We start from the raw sequence: 16,362 nt of genomic DNA, 5'->3' as shown, positions 1-16,362 counted from the left end.
GGGATGGGAATGGTGGCGTGACCGCCTACCGCTTCTTGACCGGCAGCTCCTGCCGTGCCCGCAAATGGGTCCGAATCACCGCCAACGTCTCCTCCGGCCCGCGATCCAGCGTGCCACACTCGACGAACAGAATGTGCTTGCCACGCAACCGGCAGGTGACGTGAAACACCCTGGCCCAGATGGTTTCATTGCCAGCCGGCTCGTAATCGGGATGCAACCCCAACACCACGCCACGTAACAGATATTTCAGAATCCCCGGCGGCTGATACGCCTCGACGATGAACGACCATCGCAACGGCGCCACCATCAACCGGATGTCGTGAATCCCCCCGAAATTGATCCGTACCAGGGCCCGACAGCCCGGAACCAACAAACGCCGCACGGCCAGGAAGGTCACAATCGTCCCAGCCCCCCAGAAGAAGGGTCGCAATACCCCGGCCAGGAGCTGGGGCGGCTCCAGGAGAGTCCCCCACCCCATCAACTCCCCCAACCCATTGCCCAGCATGGCCAGTCCGCACACCAGCATCGCCCCAACATGGTTGTCGCTGGAGAGCAGTTCCAGATTCACCGGAATCACCTCATGTGCATCACCTGCCATGCATCCACTCCATATTTCTGCTTCCGGTCTGAAACAAAATTTCCAATTTTCGACAAAAAAGACTTGACGCCCACCCTGGGAGTCACTATCTTACGCTCATGTTGCACTGCAACATAAACATTCGCTTCCAGCGCGACTCCACCGTACCCACTCTCCATACCATGAGGACACGGACATGAATAGCGACAAAATCACCAAAAAGATGACCGACATGACCCGGATGATGCTCGATTCGATCACCGAGTTGCAAAAGATCAACGACAACACGGTGCGCGAGCTTGCCCGTCATCAGCTCGACTCCATCGAAGAGTTCAACACCGCCGGCGCCCGTCAGTTGGATCAACTGGCCGGAGCCAAATCCCCGAAGGAGCTGTTGGCCGCTCAGACCGAAATCGCCTCCGAAATCGCCAAGGATATGCGCGAGAACACCATGCGCGCCATGGAGATCCTGACCCAGGGTCAGAAGGAGCTGAAGGTCTTCCTGGAGAAGAACGTACAGCAATTCATCGAGAAAACCAAGATCAAAGACTGAATACTGCCACGCAAGGCTGTCCGGTCATGCCCGACAGCCAACGATGGGCCATGGACAGCCCAAACGCGCGGACATGACGAGAAACCCGGTGCGAATGGAGTTGAACCGGGTGCGCCTGGTGGTTCCAGGGATGGAGTCACCAGGCGCACATCCCAAATTACGGTGGCTGGATTGAAAGGCCGGGGAGACTCTCCCCGGCTTTTCTTTTGCCGGTCATCGCGCGCCTGGCCAACCACGAAAAAAATGCCTCCCGCCTCTTGCCGGTCATCGCGCGCCTGGCCAACCACGAAAAAAATGCCTCCCGCCTCTTGAAACCGCGTGCCACGCCTCTTACCTGATGAGCAAGATCACACGCATGATCCACATGATCATGAAACTTTCAACATCAGACCGTAAATGGAGAATCAACAATGGCCGCCATGATCACATACGATCCTTTTCGTAATTTCCGCTCGCTCCAACATGAGATCAATCGTCTCTTCGAACGCGATCTGGATGACTCGAGCGGCATGATGACCCAATGGCCCCTGCGGGTGGACATCCGCGAGGACGAGCAGCACATCCTGATCAAGGCCGACGTGCCGGGCATGGAGCAGAAGGACATCACCGTCAACGTGGACAACGGGCGTTTGACCATCGCCGGGGAGCGCAAGTTCGAGGACGAGAAAAACCAGGAGAACTATCATCGGGTCGAACGGTCCTATGGACGGTTCAGCCGCACGTTCCAACTCCCGAACACCACGGATGTCAATGCCATTCAGGCCAGCTACAAGAATGGCGTGCTGGAGGTGATGCTGCCCAAGCGCGAAGAGGCCAAGCCGCGCGCCATTCAGGTGAAGGTCGCCTGATACCCGTTCGCGGCCAACGCAGTTGCACGCATCCTGTGCGTGGGTGCGGGGGATGGATGGGCGTTACGCGCATCCTGTGCGTTGGGTGCGGGGGATGGATGGAATGCGAAGTTCCGGTTATCCGAGAGATCGGATGGATTCGGGGGGATCCCCACCCCGAATCCACCGGAAAACGAACCTGCAGTTCAATGGCCCGACGTTGGTTGCTCCTCCTTGGGGAGCTGCAAACATCCCTTCTCCTCGAAGAGATCCGTGGCCTTGTCCGCCGTTTGCGGGGTCGGGAACGGGCCGGAGTACAGGCAGGTCATGATGGTCTGTCCGACGGTATAATAACTGTTGCGCACCGGCCAGCCACGGGCGCGAATCGCCTCCTGGCGGCGCCGGATTTCCCCCCCGTTGGAGAAACAGCCGTAAGCGACCACGAACTCCACTTTGGCCCCACTCCGATTGGAAGCGGAATCGGCGCCGGATCCGGAGGGGTCGGACGGCATGCCGAACAGCGACGCGGCACGCGCTTGGCTGGCGGAACCGGAAGGGGTCGCCTCGGCCTGTCGTGCCGTCTTTGCGGGGGCGGAACCGGAAGGGGTCGCCTCGGCCTGTCGTGCCGTCTTTGCGGGGGCGGAACCGGAAGGGGTCGCCTCGGCCTGTCGTGCCGTCTTTGCGGGGGCGGGTCGCTCGATTCCAGCATCGGCTTCGCCACCGGACAGCGACTCCTCAGACCGGATCCCGAACGACAGGCTCATGTCACGCCGCGCGCCATCTTTGCGCGCCATGCGTTTGGCCTTGGGTTTCAGTTTCGGCTTGAGTTGCTTGGGCGCGCCTCTCAAAGCCAGCTGCTCGCGTGGCGTGGTCGGTTCGACCCGTGGCCCGTCCCCCACACCATCCGCCTTGACACCACCCTGGAGACTCGTGGCGCCGCCATCCGGCAACACCACGGATGCAGGCGCACCCGCCGTCGCCAGGGGAGCCTCTTTTACGTTCGTGGTCTCCGTCCGCCGCTCAACCGGTGGAGCGGTCTCTTTTTCGCCCGTGGTCTCCGTCCGCCGCTCAACCGGTGGAGCGGTCTCTTTTTCGCCCGTGGTCTCCGTCCGCCGCTCAACCGGTGGAGCGGTCTCTTTCTCGCCCGTGGTCTCCGTCCGCCGCTCAACCGGTGGAGTGGTCTCTTTCTTGCCCGTGGTCTCCATCCGCCGCTCCCCGGCGACCGGCGTCCCGACGACTGACGCGGACTCCTGGCCAGGGGATGAGGTCTCGGCCTTGTCAGGTTGCCTTGCAACGGCACTGGATGACGCCACAGGGGCGCTTTGCGGCGACTCCGAGGACTCTTGCTGACCAGCGTCGCGGTGACCCTTGGGCATCAGCCACATCTGCGCCAAAACGATCAGACCCAGGATCACCATCAGACCCCACATCCAGCCAGGCAATCCACCCGAAGGTTTGACAGGATCAGGACGCACCGGCATGGGGTTGGCTGGTTCGGGGCGCGGGGGCGCGGGTTGGATGGGCGCGGGACGTGGGGGCGCCGGTTGGATGGGCGCGGGACGTGGGGGCGCCGGTTGGATGGGCGCGATCGTCGGCTCGGGTTCCGGCGCTTCCGTCGGCTCGGGTTCAGGCCCTTCCGTCGGCTCGGGTTCAGGCGCTTCCGTCGGCTCGAGCTCCGGCGCTTCCGTCGGCTCGGGTTCCGGCCCTTCCGTCGGCTTGGGCTCCGGCGCTTCCGTCGGCTCGGGTTCAGGCGCTTCCGTCGGCTCGGGTTCAGGCGCTTCCGTCGGCTCGGGCTCCGGCGCTTCCGTCGGCTCGGGTTCAGGCGCTTCCGTCGGCTCGGGCTCCGGCGCTTCCGTCGGCTCGGGTTCAGGCGCTTCCGTCGGCTCGGGTTCAGGCGCTTCCGTCGGCTCGGGTTCGGGCGCTTTCGTCGGCTCGGGTTCAGGCGCTTTTGTCGGCTCGGGTTCAGGCGCTTCCGTCGGCTCGGGTTCCGGCTCGCGCCCATTCCACTGATCCCAGGGTGGGGCAAAACGGCGTATCTCCACCCATGCCCGCCCACCCCCCACGGATTCGACCACAACCGGCGCCGACGCAGGCAGCTCCGATTCCACGTCGGAACGTATCCAGGGGTTGAGCGGATACTTCGGCTTGGGGGTTGGGTTCACGGAGATCTTGAGCCGGCGTACAAAGTTGGTCGAAAAAATCGGGTCACCCCCTTACCATGGAACTCTCGAAGGGAGGTCCATGGTAAGGGGGTGAGGGAGTTCTCTCCCCATCATGCAAGTTATAGGAGATCAGCGTCAAGGTGTCCATTTCCGACGATGCGGCCAGATGGATCGCTTTGTCACGCCTTGCGCGCATGGGCTCCTTGCCCTTCGGGCAGAGGAGGAACACTAAAGATCACGCGCGCTTGCACGATTTTTCGCAAAAAACGCGAAAAATCGCTTATCGTGAAAAGCGCACGAAAAAAATAAAGAACAATTAAGAACAAAAGAAAAAAGACTCAAGAACAATCAAAACCTCAGGACTTCGCCCCGAACCCACCAGGGGCCATTGGCCCCTGGACCCCGCCCGTCAAACCATCCCGTCCTGTCAACTCCTCGCCGCCCCACCTACCCCCTGACCTGACATCCGCCACTCAATACCACGGCTGGGGGATCCGACCCAGATAGACCGGACCGGACCGCCGGGCGAACCAGTCGCTCAACGCCGCACCAATCGCCGGATAAAGCGGTGCCTCGGCCCAGTCACGAACCGGCAACCACACCAGCCCGCTGGCACGCACCTGCTCGGGATTCATGCTCGGCTCGCCCACATGTTCCACGCGAAACACCAGATGCACCGTGGATCGCTCGGTGCGGGTCTCGGCGACATGCAACAACTCCCCAGGCACGACGACAAGATTCAACTCCTCGCGAAACTCACGCACCAGACAGTCGTGCAGAGTCTCGTCCGCCTCGAGATTGCCTCCCGGCAGATTGAACCGATCGTGCTCCCCATAGCGATAACGCAGCACCAGCAACTCCTGGCCGCGCAACACCACCCCACAGGGACGCACGATCGGCATGGTCAGGTTGCCTCCGGATCCGATTCCGTCTCGGCAGCAGCCGCCCGACGCTCGGCCTTGCGCTTGAGAGCCTCGGGACGCACCGCCACCTTCTTGTCGCCAAACAGAACCGTCTTGAGCCAGTCAAAGGCGAAATCAAGCAGCGCCTCGTCATCGGTGCGCAACCGCTCGATGGTCTCCTCCGGAACGTCGAACCGCTCCAGAAAACTCGACTGGAAGAGAAACCGACGAAACTCCTCGGTATCGGTGCTGGCCATGTAGAAAAATTCGGAGAGCTGCATGGAGGTGCGCACCTCATCCCCTGCCGAACGGCGCTTGAGAATCAGTTCCATCCATCCCTTGTTGCGCGCGTCGTAGCCGTCCGAACCCTGATCCTTGCGCCAGGAGTCGATGGTCCAGGAGGTGGTCTCCTGATGCCCCAGACAGTAGGACTCCTTGACCAGATAGAAGAACTCCTCGTTGGCGTTGGCGGTATCCGGTCGCATCAGCGCCAGACCGATGGGATAGTAACGGCAGGCCACGGGCCGATCCGAGTAGACCGAACACCCCTCCGGCGTGTTGAAGGGACATTTGCCGGTCTCCTCGTCCATGCGGATCAACGGCACGGGGAGTTGTCCCTTGGCGAGGGTATAGGGAGAGGCATACTCATAAAGGAAGGTCTCGGCGGTGATGTTCAGGCGACGCCGCAGACGCAGGATGTCGTAAGGGGTGAGGACGATCTCGATGTTGGCGCAGCAGGCATTGAAACAGGCCACGCCCGGATGGCAGCGGAACTGAAAATGGCTCTCCCCTTCCAAACGGACCGGTTGCAGGATGTTGCGCACTTCGCGCGGGATGTCGCGCATCACCGGATCGAATTGCAAGGCGTGATCGCGCTCGGCGTGCGAAAAGGAGGAGTCGGTTGGGTCGCTCATGGGTGGTGGTCGGAATCCAATCTGGAAGTTTTGATAACGTTTCGGGATCTCCCGGTCCATTGATGCCAAGCAATTATCGCCTACCCAGGGGTCCAGGGCAACGTTCCAAGCGTGAATCCGCGCGCTTTGACCATTCAAGACACGTTTCGGATCATTCCCGGATCACGGCAATCCCGGCGCCCGGTTCCACACCCATGCGCACTTGTCACATTCATTAATTCTCGTCCGTGCGTTGACACACCCGCACCCGGCCCGTATCCTTGGGGGAATCATGACGACTCTCTTACCCCACGGATCCCCCGTCAGCCCATGAAAACCCCGGAACACGGCATGATCTCCGCCCGAGCGCGGGATCGCATGGTGCGCGAACTGCTGGAAAAACAGGGAATCGACGATCCGCGCGTTCTGGCGGTGATGCGCGACACGCTGCGTCACCTGTTCGTCGAGGAGGCGTTGGCCAGTCGTGCCTACGGCGACGAAAACCTGCCGATCGGCGACGGCCAAACCCTCTCCCAACCCTACACCGTGGCACGCATGAGCCAGGCCCTGATGCTCGACGGACGCGAAGAGATCCTCGAAATCGGCACCGGCTCGGGCTATCAGACCGCGATTCTCGCCAGGCTCTGTCACAAAGTCTATACCATCGAACGTCTCCCGGCGCTTGCCGATTCGGCGCGCAAGCGACTGCGACGTCTGGGCTATCACAACGTGGTTTGCCGTCAGGGGGATGGCACCCTCGGCTGGCCCGAGGAACGTCGCTTCGACCGGGTGATCATCACCGCCGGCACCCCGGTCACCCCGGAAAACGTGATCCGTCAACTGGCCCCCTTTGGTCTGCTGGTGGCCCCCGAGGGGACCCTGACCGTCCAGACCCTGGTCCGCATCCGACGCGAAGCCGATGGCAGCCTGCATCGCGAAACCCTGGAACCATGCCGTTTCGTCCCTCTGGTCGGCGCGCAGGGGTGGAAGGAAGCCCGGTCATGAGGCACGAATTCCGGCACCGTCTCGCGGACATCAACACCGCGCGCGCGGTCGGAATGCTGTTGTTTTCGTTGTGGATCGGCGGCTGTACCGGCACCGGCGCCCTGCCCCCGGCCACCGATTCCACGCCGGTGCGCATCGAACAGGGTCCGCCCCTGCCCCAGAAAGAGGAGATCGCACCCGCCAGGCCCGTTGGAAAATCCGACCCGGATCGATTCTACATCGTCAAACCCAAGGAGACCCTCTGGTCGATCGCCGCCGCCCACAAGGTGGATGTGGCGACCCTGGCCGCCTGGAACGGCCTTTCGAAATGGCAGAAGCTCCAGGTTGGACAACGGCTGCGGGTCGTCGCGCCCAACCCCAACGACGATGCGCGCAAAACCTCGGAATACGAAAAGCCCCCCCTCCCCACCAAACCCGACGCCATCGGCGCAGCGCCCAAGCCCGCCGACGCGCCGGACAGACCCGTGGACGCCGAAGCCAACGCGCCCACCAACGCCGTCCCGAAAAGCGCCGACACCCCCACCAACGCCATCCCCAAAGCCGCGGAATCCCCCTCCGCGCGCATTCCACCCCCTGCCCTGGCCATACGCGAGAAACCGGCCTTTCCGGATCTGCCCTCCGCGCGCGACGCCGCTCCGGAGAGCGATGGCGCCCAGAAAAACCTCTCGCCCAATCCACCGGCCCGGTGGGTCTGGCCCCATTCAGGCCGGATCATCAGCCGTTTCGGACAGTTCGGCGCGCGCCGCAACACCGGCATCGACATCGCCGCCAATCCGGGCGATCCGGTGATGGCCGCCGCCGACGGGGTGGTCGCCTACGCGGATCAGGGATTGGCCACCTATGGCAACATGGTGTTGTTGCGGCATGGCGGCGCCTTCATGACCACCTACGCCCATGTGCAGAAGATTCTGGTCAAGCAGGGACAGTCGGTGCGCGCCGGCGAAACCATCGCCCTGGCCGGTCAATCGGGCGTGACCGTCTCGCCTCGTCTCCATTTTGAAATCCGACGTAGCATTGAGCCGCAAAATCCCTTAGAGTATCTCCCCAAACGGGATTGATGGCGCCATCGGCGCGATTCATTCACCCGATCCAGGGCGATCATCCGTTTCTCCCATTCGGTTCCATGGATATAGCAACATCATCGTAGGATGCGATCTCACCGTGACCCATCATCCCTTCTCACTCGACATTCGCCCCCACACCTTCATCCGGCACCGTGACTGTCCGCCCGGTCTGCTCGATACGCTGACCCTCTGGCGCGCCCATCCGGAGCAACGTCCACCCTTCCTGCAACTGCTCATCACCGACGCCGAACCGCGGACCTCCCGGCTTTGGGCCGACCGTTTCCGGGCACAGGCCGAACGGCTGGTGGTTCTCGGCATCGGCGGCAGTTCGCTGGGCGGCAACATGCTGGTGAGCACCCTGGCAGGACCCGGAAACGGCGTCACCTTTTTCGAGAACATCTGTCCGGAGCAGTTGGCCGCGCTCTATGAACAGGACTGGCAGACCACCCGTCTTCTGGCGGTGAGCAAATCCGGGGAGACCCCGGAAACCCTGGCGCAACTGCTGACCGTGTTGCCGGTGCTCGAGGCTCATGTCGGACGTGCGGCCCTGGCGGACCATCTGGCCGTGATCACCGAGAATCCCGCCAGCGCCCTGGGCGCCATCGCCGCCACCCTCGGGGTGCCGATCATCCCGCATGCCGCCGTGGGGGGGCGTTTTTCGGTGTTGTCGGTGACCGGATTGCTGCCTGCGGCCTTTGCCGGCATCGACATCGACGCCCTGGTGGCCGGCGCGCGGAGCATGGCCGAGCGGTGTCTGCTCCCGGATCCAGTCGCCAATCCTGCCCTGCGCCACGCCCTTGCCCAGGCCGCCATGGCCGAGGCGGGACGCAACATGAGCGTGCTTCTCACCTATGGATCCCGTCTGGAGACCATCGCCACCTGGTTTCGGCAACTCTGGGCCGAGAGCCTCGGCAAAATCGATCCCCAAGGCCGCAAACAGGGCTTGACCCCGGTCGAGGCGCGCGGCGTGGTGGATCAGCATTCGCAGTTGCAACTCTATCTGGACGGCCCGGAGGACAAGCAGTTCACCCTGCTGTTCGATCCCATGCTGGCAGGCATGGGTCGGGCGATCGATGCGGGTCCGTTTGCGGCCCTTCCGGCCATCGCCCCCCTGGCGGGACGGTCGGTTGGCGAGCTGTTCACCGCCGAATATCTCGGCACCCGCGATGCGCTGCTCAATCGCGGCGCGCCGTTGCGGGAGTTCCGGCTCTCGTGTCGCGATCCGTTCGCCCTGGGCGAGCTGTTGCTTTTATTGGAGATGGAAACCGCGTTGGTTGCGGCCTGTCTGGGGGTCACCCCATTCGATCAACCCGCCGTTGAGGATGGCAAAAAGCGTACCCGCTCCCGCCTGGAAGCCTCGACACCCGGCACACTTCTCAAGGAGTAGAGATCATGTACCCATTGACCCAACAGCAGCGCATCGACGCGGTGCGCGCGCAACTGCGCGATCAAGGTTTCGAGCACACCGGCAGCATGCATGTTGATCTGCCCACGGCCATTCTGTACGAGTGCGCCATTCATCGCAACGAGGGCCACATCGCCCAAGGTGGCGCCCTGGTCGTGGAGACCGGCCAGTATACCGGTCGTTCGGCCAACGACAAATTCATCGTCGATGAGCCTTCCAGCCGCGATCGGGTCGCCTGGGGCGCGGTCAACCGTCCTTTCCCGGAGGAGCGATACAATGCACTCCGTGCCCGTGTCATGGCGCATCTCAAGGATCGGGAGCTTTTTGTCCAGGATTGTCGTGTCGGTGCCGATGCCCGCTATCAGCGCCGCGTGCGGGTGATCACCACCTCGGCCTGGCAATCGCTTTTCGCCCGCAACCTCTTCATCCATCCGGAACTGCCCAAGGAGTTGGTGGCCCTGCCTGATTTCACCCTGATCAACGCCGGTGGGTTCCAGGCCGATCCCCAGGTGGATGGCACCCATTCCGAGGCTTTCATCCTGCTTCATCTGGGGCGTCGGGAAGCGCTCATCGGTGGCACGGCCTATGCCGGCGAGAACAAGAAGGTGGTCTTCTCGCTGATGAACTATCTGTTGCCCTTGCAGGGGGTGTTGTCCATGCACTGTAGTGCCAACGTCGGCGAACAGGATGACGTGGCGATCTTTTTCGGGCTGTCGGGCACCGGCAAGACCACCCTTTCCACCGATCCGCGGCGGCGCATGATCGGGGACGACGAGCACGGCTGGTCCGAGCACGGGGTATTCAATCTCGAGGGGGGGTGTTATGCCAAGGTGATCCGGCTGCATCCCCAGGCCGAGCCGGACATCTGGGAGTGTACGCGCAAGTTTGGCACTGTGTTGGAAAATGTGGTGCTTGATCCCACCAGTCGGCGTGCGGATCTGGATGACGACTCCCTGACCGAGAACACCCGTGCCGCCTACCCGCTTGCCTCCTTGCCCAAAATCCAGATCAGCGGCAAGGCCAAGCAGCCGGCGCATGTGATTCTTCTGACCGCCGATGCCTTTGGCATCATGCCGCCGGTGGCCAGGCTGACCGTCGAGCAGGCCATGTATCATTTTCTTTCCGGCTACACTGCCAAGCTCGCCGGCACCGAGCGTGGCATCACCGAGCCCAAGGCCACCTTTTCGGCCTGTTTCGGCGAGCCGTTCATGGTACTCGATCCGGTTTTTTATGCCGATCTTTTGGGCAAGAAGCTGATCGAGACCCAGGCCAAGTGTTGGCTGATCAACACCGGGTGGACTGGTGGGCCGTATGGCGAGGGGTTCCGCATGCCGATTCAGGAGACCCGTGCCATCATCGATCGTATTTTCGATGGGGATCTGGATTTGGCCAAAACCCGTGTGGATCCGGTATTTGGGTTTGAAGTGCCGATGGAGGTTTTGCATGTTGATACCCGTCATTTGAATCCCCGTTCCACCTGGAAGGATCCGGAGCGTTACGACCGGCAGGCGCGGGAGTTGGCGGATCGTTTCGTGGCCAATTTCTCCGAGAAGTTCGCGGAGCGGGTATCGAGTCGGATTTTGTCGGGTGGGCCGGTTCTGGGTTGAAGGTGGAGGGTGGGAAGGTGGGAAGGGGCCGAAGGTTCCCGGTGAAATTGTTGCGGGGGACCGGGGGGCCGAAAAACTGTTGCGGGGGACCGGGGGCCGAAGGTCCCCGGCGGAGGTTCGGAGGCAGCGCCTCCGAGGTTTTGCCTTTGACTCTTCCTGGTCTTGTCTTTGTCTTTTAGCGCGCTCTACAAAAAAGGCGATTTTCACGTTTTTTGTGAAAATCGCCTGCGCGCTGCCTTGGCCTTGGGATCGTTTCGCGCCTTTGGCGAAACGATCCCAAGAACATGGCCAGAAACCAAGCCGCCGGTGGGCGGCGACTGAGCTGACCAACAAACCGCCCGAGGTGACTCATTTCCCGTGCGCGATTCGCCCTGCTTCGTTGCCCAAAAACGGCAACGAAGCAGGGCACATGAGACCGCGCGCTTGCGCCATTTTTCGCAAAAAACGCGAAAAATGGCTTATCGTGAAGAGCGCGCGAAAAGCAACGTCACAAACGTCAAAGTCGCGGGGCGCTGCCCCGCCCCCGCCGGGGGCGATAATCGCCCCCCGTCCCCCGTGGTGACAGGAGCCTGTTTCCACCGCCGGAGCCTGTTCCCACCGCCGGAGCCTGTTTCGCCCGTTCCCACCGCCCCGTCCCACCACTACTCCTTGCGCCACGGCATCATCGGCACCGAAGAGATCGAATTCTTCGGCGAGCCCTCGATCAACCTGTCCGAATAAACCAGATAGACCAACGTGTTGCGTTTCTTGTCAAAAAAACGGACCACCTGCATCTTTTTGAAAAGAATCGAGGTGCTCTTGGAAAAAACCGACTCCCCATCCTTCAACTCCCCCTTGATGTTGATCGGTCCCACCTGACGACAGGCGATCGACGCATCGGAAGTGTCCTCGGCCAAACCCAAACCACCCGAAATGCCACCCTTCTTGGCACGACTCAAATGACAGGCCACACCATCCACCTTGGGATCGTCGAAAGCCTCGATCACAATCTTGCTGTCCGGTCCGAGCAACTTGAAAACCGTGTCCACAGTGCCAATCTCCTCGGCCTGGGAACGACCGGGCAACAGACAAATACCCATCAACATGGCCAAACTCACCACTTTGCGCAACGTCATGGCGATCTCCTCAAATCAAAAAAGGTGGGAATATCCTGAGTAACCCGTAACGATTCAGGATCCCTACGGAGTCCTGGTGGGAACCAAGATATCAATCAATCGCGTGGCAGACAGAAACGGACGTTGAACTCCTCAATGCCATCCACCACACCGCGTACCAGTTTGGCGCGAGTCTCCGGTTCTTGCAACCGCAACTCCTCCTCCCGATGCACGATCACGCCGAATTCGATCAGAATGGCCGGCATCACCGAATATTTCAACACCACCAGGTTGTCGAACTGGTAGATGCCAAGCTCCTCGTCGATCATGTTGTGCCGCCCGCCAAGCACGTTCTTGGAGTGGTGATAGGCAGGCAGAAAACCGGCGGCACGAAAACGCCTGCCGATCATCTTGGCCAACTCCAGACTGTTGGAGTACTGAAATCCCTTGGTGGAAACCAGAATCGAATAACCCTGGAAGGCGTCGGAATATTTCAGGTGCTTGTTGTTGTAAACCCAGTCGCGCAGAAAAAAAGGCTGCACCGAGTCGTGATGGACCGACACCAGCAGATCGGCCTGCTTCTCCTCGGCGATGCGCACCCGATCCTTCAGAGTGGGCGGTTCGATGATCGCGAAACTGCGGGTCATGCCGGATTTGAGCAGCTCCTCATGAATCAGAGTGCCCATGGCCAGATTGAACTCGTACTCCGGCTTGCCGCGGGCACTGGTAGCCCCCGGCGCGAAGGTGGCATGCCCCACATCCACAGCCACCTTGCAGTCGCAAACACCCGCCATGAGATCAAAATCAAACCCCAGGGAGATCAGAAAAATCGCCCCGAAGATCCAGAAATACGGCCCGCGCCCATACGACAGAAACGAAACCATCAGCGGCCAGCCTGGGCGGGCTGCAACGGGACAAACCCGTCACCGTCGATGTGCGGCGCATCCTGCGTCGATTGTTTGGTCGGGGCGCCGACGAGAATGTTCAACAAGTTGAGCATGGGAACCGGTTTTCCCCCGGCCTTGATCGTGCCGGGATGGTGCTGATCGTGACAGAACTGCTCCATCCACTGGGCGCTCTGATCGTTCTGAACCGCAGCGAGCTGCTTGAACAGACAGTGATCATAGGCCAAAAGCGAATCCTCGGCATCGGGACGAATGGCCAGATCCTTGTCGGGTCGGGCCTCGGGAAAACGACGCGCGCAAGCCTGCTGGAGATATTGGGCGGCCAGAGCGCTCTGGGCCGGCTTGACCTGCTCAAGCAGACAGTTCCGATACCCCTCCGAAGAGGCGGCCCGGAGCGTGCCGGTCCAGACCAGCGACAGAACCACGACGATCGGCCAGACATGACGTGCGAGATGGGATGGAGGCGACATGATGGATGGATGTTTTGGGGTTCCGATGGCGCGAACTTCCTGGCTCGAGGATGCACGCCGCGTAAGAGATGGAAGTGTAACCGGTTTGCAGCCGTGCGTCACGGTGTGAAGGAGGCTGAAAGAAGAATGATTCTCGATTGGCAACGATTCAGGATCCCTATATTGGGCGGGATCAAGGGTCAGTGGCCCTGGTGGGATCCAAGGGCAAAAGTCCTTGGGACGCTTCATTGGCCTTTCGTGCGCTTTTAAAGGCAGCGCGCAGCGTTTGTTCGCAAAAAACGCTCTTTTGGAAGAGCGCGCCAAAAAACCAAAGTCAAAAGCCAAACCTCGGAACTCCGTCTCCGCACTTAAGCCAGAGACCTTGCGGTCCCCTGTCCCTGCCATCTCACCGCCCCTTGACCTGCGGGGTGACAAACGTCGGCGGCGTCGCAAAGGCCGGCGGCGTCGCGAAAACCGGCGGCGTCGCGAAGGTCGGCGGCGTCGCGAAGGTCGGCGGCGTGGCCTGGGACGACGAGGCCGCCGAACCGGTACTGGCAGGCGCGGTCGCAGGCGTGGTCGGAGTGCCGCTCGTCGAGACTCCCGACGGCGTGCTCCCCGATCCGCTCGGGGGGGTGACGCCCGAGGTCGATCCGGTCGTGCCGGACGACGCACCACTCTCCTGACCGCCGGGGGCGGTGATCTTGCTCTCCGGAGTGATGGTCTTCGCCTCGTCGCCCCATCCCGGAGCAGCCGCGCACAGCGTCAACAGGCTCACCAACCAGACCGAACGGATGATCAGGGGGGACATGGATGAAAAGGGGCGATCCGGGTTGAATGGGGCGTTGACACGCCTTCGGGTATCCGGGACACGATGGCCCCGGATACCCGGAAAAAGGGTGCGTCTGCAAACGATATCCCAGCCGTGGAACCCGATTGCGGTGTTCCACGGCTGGGAAGGGTCATCAGTGGATCGGCATGGCCTTGGCCACGATGCCGGTCTCTTTGTGCAGCGTGCTCATCTTCACATCCGCGTCATGCTGATTCGGGAAGGGCCCGAGAATGACGTGGGTGTACTCCTTGCCGTTGATGGTCGAAACCTTGGTGTAGGAGGAGATGCCCCGCTCGATCAGACGGCGACGGAGCTGATTGGCGTTCTCCGGATTGCTGAACGAACCGGCATGGGCCACGAACTCACCGGTGCGCGGAATGGTGATCTCCTTGGCGGCAGTGGCCTCCTTGACCGGCGCGACGCTGGTGGCCGGAGCCTTGGCGACGACGGGACTCTCCTTGGCCGGCGCGGTCGGCGCGATGGCCGGCGTGGCCACCTTGGCGATGGTGATCGCCGGAGCGGCAGCCGGAACGGTCGCCTTGGCCACGGTGGCCTCCTTGACCGGAGCGGGCGCGGTCGCCTTGGCGACGGCGCTCTCCTTGGCCTTGACCGGCGTCGCGACCGCAGCCTTGGCCACGGCGCTCTCCTTGGCCGGAGCCTTGGCCGGAGCCTTGGCCATGGTCACCGGAGTGGCCTTGGCCGGGGCCTGGACCGCCGCCTTGGCGACAGTGGTCTCCTTGGCCGGAGCCTTGGCCGGAGCCTTGGCCACGGTGGTCCGGGCGGCAGCACCCTTGGTGGCGCCATCCGTGGCCAGCTTGGCCGAGGTCACCGACTTCTTGATCCCCTTGGAAGCCTGGGATTCAGCCACCGTCACATAACGGGCCTCGATGCCAGTACGCTCCTTGATCGTCGCCACGGCCTGACCCGCCTGCTCCACGGTGGCGAACGGACCGGTCAACAGATGATGGACCGTGTGATTGTTCAACTGACTCTTGCGCAAACGCACCGGAATGCCCGCATCGCTCAGCTTCTTCTGGATCCGCTCCGCGCCCTGAACATTGGAATAGGATCCGGCGGTCACCAGGAACGAACCATCCGCCTGGGAACGCGGGAAATTGGCCTCCTGGGCCAGCGGCGCGGCCTTCGCCTCGCTCTTGGGCGCGAGGGTCGGCGCGGGGATCGCCTTGGCTTCAGTCTTGGCCTCGGCGGCGTGCGCCAGCGGCTTGGGCTCCGGCATGCGCGGCAGCGGCTGCGCCTTGGCGATGGCCGGCGCCTCGCCCTTGGCCTTGATCACCGGAACTTCGGTGATCTGCGCCTTGGCCGCTTCGCCCTTCAGGGCGCTCTTGGCCTTCTCCACGGAGAGGCCATCATCCAACGAATCGTCCGCCGAACCTTCCATCGCAGCACCGATGGCATCCTCGGCCAACTCCTCGGAACGGGCAGAGCCCTTGGCGGCCAGGGCGATCTCGGCATCGGACCTCTTGCCATCCAGGGCCACGCCCAGCGGCGCGATCGGAGCTTGAATCGGCTCGATCTTGGCGGCGGACAGGGCATCGGCACCCTTGGCGACCGGCGCCTGGGGCACGGCATGCGGCATGGCCTCGGCGAGATCCTTGCGCAGCGCGGCCTCGGCATCGTTCTTGGCCGTGGCGGGGGCGACGGGGGCAGCAGCGGCCATGCCGGCGGCACCCGCTGGAATGACAGTCTCGGTGCGGGTCACGGCGGCGCCGTCACTCTTGGCGTCGCTCTTCTTTTCGCTGGAGGCGGTCACCAGGGAGCGCAACGACTCCGCACTCTGCGTGCCCGGAGGAGCGGCATGATTCCAGACCATCAGGGTGACCACGCCACCCACCACGGCGGCGATCAGGGCCTCGGAAAGATGCTTGCCGATCCGCTTGCGACGTTGGATCGCCGCCGCGCGACGTTGACCCTCGGTGGGGTTGATGAGGATGTCCGCATTGGCTTGCGGGGCTTCTTGACGCGGGGTCTCCGACTCGATGGATGCGCCAGTCACAGGGATTCTCCTTTGCTCATGTATAAAAAGAAATCAATGCCGTTGCTGGGATCCATGACGATCGACAGATACGGCG

15 protein-coding genes are annotated in these 16,362 nt (G+C 62.3%); 7 read left to right on the top strand and 8 right to left on the bottom strand.

What is annotated here, in order from left to right; genetic code table 11:
• Positions 1 to 25 precede the first annotated feature (25 nt).
• Entirely contained in the window at positions 26 to 598 is a 573-nt protein-coding gene (locus ACOY6C_RS15200) for a hypothetical protein (RefSeq protein WP_420906369.1), read from the bottom strand.
• A gap of 175 nt (positions 599 to 773) precedes the next feature.
• On the opposite strand from ACOY6C_RS15200, the gene ACOY6C_RS15195 reads away from it, so the two are divergent.
• Together ACOY6C_RS15195 and ACOY6C_RS15190 are read left to right on the top strand one after the other, a co-directional pair.
• Positions 774 to 1,130, top strand: coding sequence for a phasin family protein (locus ACOY6C_RS15195; protein ID WP_420906368.1), 357 nt, complete (start codon positions 774 to 776; stop codon positions 1,128 to 1,130).
• Positions 1,131 to 1,540: 410 nt separating this feature from the next.
• Positions 1,541 to 1,978 (top strand): Hsp20/alpha crystallin family protein, encoded by a 438-nt coding sequence (locus ACOY6C_RS15190; protein ID WP_420906367.1) that lies wholly within the window; start codon positions 1,541 to 1,543, stop codon positions 1,976 to 1,978.
• A gap of 185 nt (positions 1,979 to 2,163) precedes the next feature.
• Here the strand turns inward: ACOY6C_RS15190 and ACOY6C_RS15185 are convergent, their stop codons facing one another.
• The 3 genes from ACOY6C_RS15185 to ACOY6C_RS15175 all read right to left on the bottom strand — a co-directional run bounded on the left by ACOY6C_RS15185 (position 2,164) and on the right by ACOY6C_RS15175 (position 5,935).
• Positions 2,164 to 4,119 carry a hypothetical protein gene (locus ACOY6C_RS15185; RefSeq protein WP_420906366.1) on the bottom strand — a complete coding sequence of 652 codons (1,956 nt, stop codon included), beginning with the start codon at positions 4,117 to 4,119 and terminating at the stop codon, positions 2,164 to 2,166.
• 473 nt (positions 4,120 to 4,592) lie between these two features.
• A complete protein-coding gene (locus tag ACOY6C_RS15180) occupies positions 4,593 to 5,021 on the bottom strand; it encodes an NUDIX domain-containing protein (protein ID WP_420906365.1) in 429 nt (142 codons plus the stop codon).
• 2 nt (positions 5,022 to 5,023) lie between these two features.
• Positions 5,024 to 5,935, bottom strand: a complete 912-nt coding sequence (locus ACOY6C_RS15175) for a YkgJ family cysteine cluster protein (protein WP_420906364.1) — start codon at positions 5,933 to 5,935, stop codon at positions 5,024 to 5,026.
• 309 nt (positions 5,936 to 6,244) lie between these two features.
• Here ACOY6C_RS15175 and ACOY6C_RS15170 point away from each other — a divergent pair, with 309 nt between their 5' ends.
• The 4 genes from ACOY6C_RS15170 to pckA all read left to right on the top strand — a co-directional run bounded on the left by ACOY6C_RS15170 (position 6,245) and on the right by pckA (position 10,995).
• The gene (locus ACOY6C_RS15170) at positions 6,245 to 6,919 is read left to right on the top strand and encodes a protein-L-isoaspartate(D-aspartate) O-methyltransferase (protein ID WP_420906363.1); all 675 of its coding nucleotides are present in this window, start codon (positions 6,245 to 6,247) and stop codon (positions 6,917 to 6,919) included.
• A complete protein-coding gene (locus tag ACOY6C_RS15165; RefSeq protein ID WP_420906362.1) occupies positions 6,916 to 7,977 on the top strand; it encodes a peptidoglycan DD-metalloendopeptidase family protein in 1,062 nt (353 codons plus the stop codon). The genes ACOY6C_RS15170 and ACOY6C_RS15165 overlap by 4 nt, the downstream gene beginning before the upstream one ends.
• A 103-nt stretch (positions 7,978 to 8,080) precedes the next feature.
• Complete coding sequence (locus tag ACOY6C_RS15160; RefSeq protein ID WP_420906361.1) at positions 8,081 to 9,370, top strand: glucose-6-phosphate isomerase; 1,290 nt, start codon at positions 8,081 to 8,083, stop codon at positions 9,368 to 9,370.
• Positions 9,371 to 9,375: 5 nt separating this feature from the next.
• The gene (gene pckA / locus ACOY6C_RS15155) at positions 9,376 to 10,995 is read left to right on the top strand and encodes a phosphoenolpyruvate carboxykinase (ATP) (protein ID WP_420906360.1); all 1,620 of its coding nucleotides are present in this window, start codon (positions 9,376 to 9,378) and stop codon (positions 10,993 to 10,995) included.
• Between the two features lie 641 nt (positions 10,996 to 11,636).
• On the opposite strand, the gene ACOY6C_RS15150 is transcribed toward pckA, so the two are convergent.
• From ACOY6C_RS15150 to ACOY6C_RS15140, 3 genes are all read right to left on the bottom strand, one after another.
• Positions 11,637 to 12,110 (bottom strand): CreA family protein, encoded by a 474-nt coding sequence (locus tag ACOY6C_RS15150; protein ID WP_420906359.1) that lies wholly within the window; start codon positions 12,108 to 12,110, stop codon positions 11,637 to 11,639.
• A 95-nt stretch (positions 12,111 to 12,205) separates the two neighbouring features.
• Complete coding sequence (locus tag ACOY6C_RS15145; RefSeq protein ID WP_420906358.1) at positions 12,206 to 12,973, bottom strand: N-acetylmuramoyl-L-alanine amidase family protein; 768 nt, start codon at positions 12,971 to 12,973, stop codon at positions 12,206 to 12,208.
• Entirely contained in the window at positions 12,973 to 13,464 is a 492-nt protein-coding gene (locus tag ACOY6C_RS15140; protein WP_420906357.1) for a hypothetical protein, read from the bottom strand. Before ACOY6C_RS15140 ends, ACOY6C_RS15145 begins: the two co-directional genes overlap by 1 nt.
• 407 nt (positions 13,465 to 13,871) lie before the next feature.
• Between ACOY6C_RS15140 and ACOY6C_RS15135 the strand changes: the two genes are divergently transcribed.
• Entirely contained in the window at positions 13,872 to 14,126 is a 255-nt protein-coding gene (locus ACOY6C_RS15135) for a hypothetical protein (RefSeq protein ID WP_420906356.1), read from the top strand.
• A gap of 279 nt (positions 14,127 to 14,405) precedes the next feature.
• Here the strand turns inward: ACOY6C_RS15135 and ACOY6C_RS15130 are convergent, their stop codons facing one another.
• Positions 14,406 to 16,286: an SPOR domain-containing protein gene (locus ACOY6C_RS15130; RefSeq protein WP_420906355.1), complete on the bottom strand. Its 1,881-nt coding sequence runs from the start codon at positions 16,284 to 16,286 to the stop codon at positions 14,406 to 14,408.
• Positions 16,287 to 16,362: the final 76 nt, after the last annotated feature.

Origin of the sequence: Candidatus Magnetaquiglobus chichijimensis (assembly GCF_045865675.1) — a bacterium.
GTDB lineage: Bacteria > Pseudomonadota > Magnetococcia > Magnetococcales > Magnetaquicoccaceae > Magnetaquiglobus > Magnetaquiglobus chichijimensis.
This window is presented reverse-complemented; position numbering and strand designations above follow the sequence as displayed.

Coding starts and splice junctions, on each gene's coding strand:
- ACOY6C_RS15200 (WP_420906369.1), bottom strand. CDS start 598: ATGGCAGGTGATGCACATGAGGTGATTCCGGTGAATCTGGAACTGCTC.
- ACOY6C_RS15195 (WP_420906368.1), top strand. CDS start 774: ATGAATAGCGACAAAATCACCAAAAAGATGACCGACATGACCCGGATG.
- ACOY6C_RS15190 (WP_420906367.1), top strand. CDS start 1,541: ATGGCCGCCATGATCACATACGATCCTTTTCGTAATTTCCGCTCGCTC.
- ACOY6C_RS15180 (WP_420906365.1), bottom strand. CDS start 5,021: ATGCCGATCGTGCGTCCCTGTGGGGTGGTGTTGCGCGGCCAGGAGTTG.
- ACOY6C_RS15175 (WP_420906364.1), bottom strand. CDS start 5,935: ATGAGCGACCCAACCGACTCCTCCTTTTCGCACGCCGAGCGCGATCAC.
- ACOY6C_RS15170 (WP_420906363.1), top strand. CDS start 6,245: ATGAAAACCCCGGAACACGGCATGATCTCCGCCCGAGCGCGGGATCGC.
- ACOY6C_RS15165 (WP_420906362.1), top strand. CDS start 6,916: ATGAGGCACGAATTCCGGCACCGTCTCGCGGACATCAACACCGCGCGC.
- pckA (WP_420906360.1), top strand. CDS start 9,376: ATGTACCCATTGACCCAACAGCAGCGCATCGACGCGGTGCGCGCGCAA.
- ACOY6C_RS15150 (WP_420906359.1), bottom strand. CDS start 12,110: ATGACGTTGCGCAAAGTGGTGAGTTTGGCCATGTTGATGGGTATTTGT.
- ACOY6C_RS15145 (WP_420906358.1), bottom strand. CDS start 12,973: ATGGTTTCGTTTCTGTCGTATGGGCGCGGGCCGTATTTCTGGATCTTC.
- ACOY6C_RS15140 (WP_420906357.1), bottom strand. CDS start 13,464: ATGTCGCCTCCATCCCATCTCGCACGTCATGTCTGGCCGATCGTCGTG.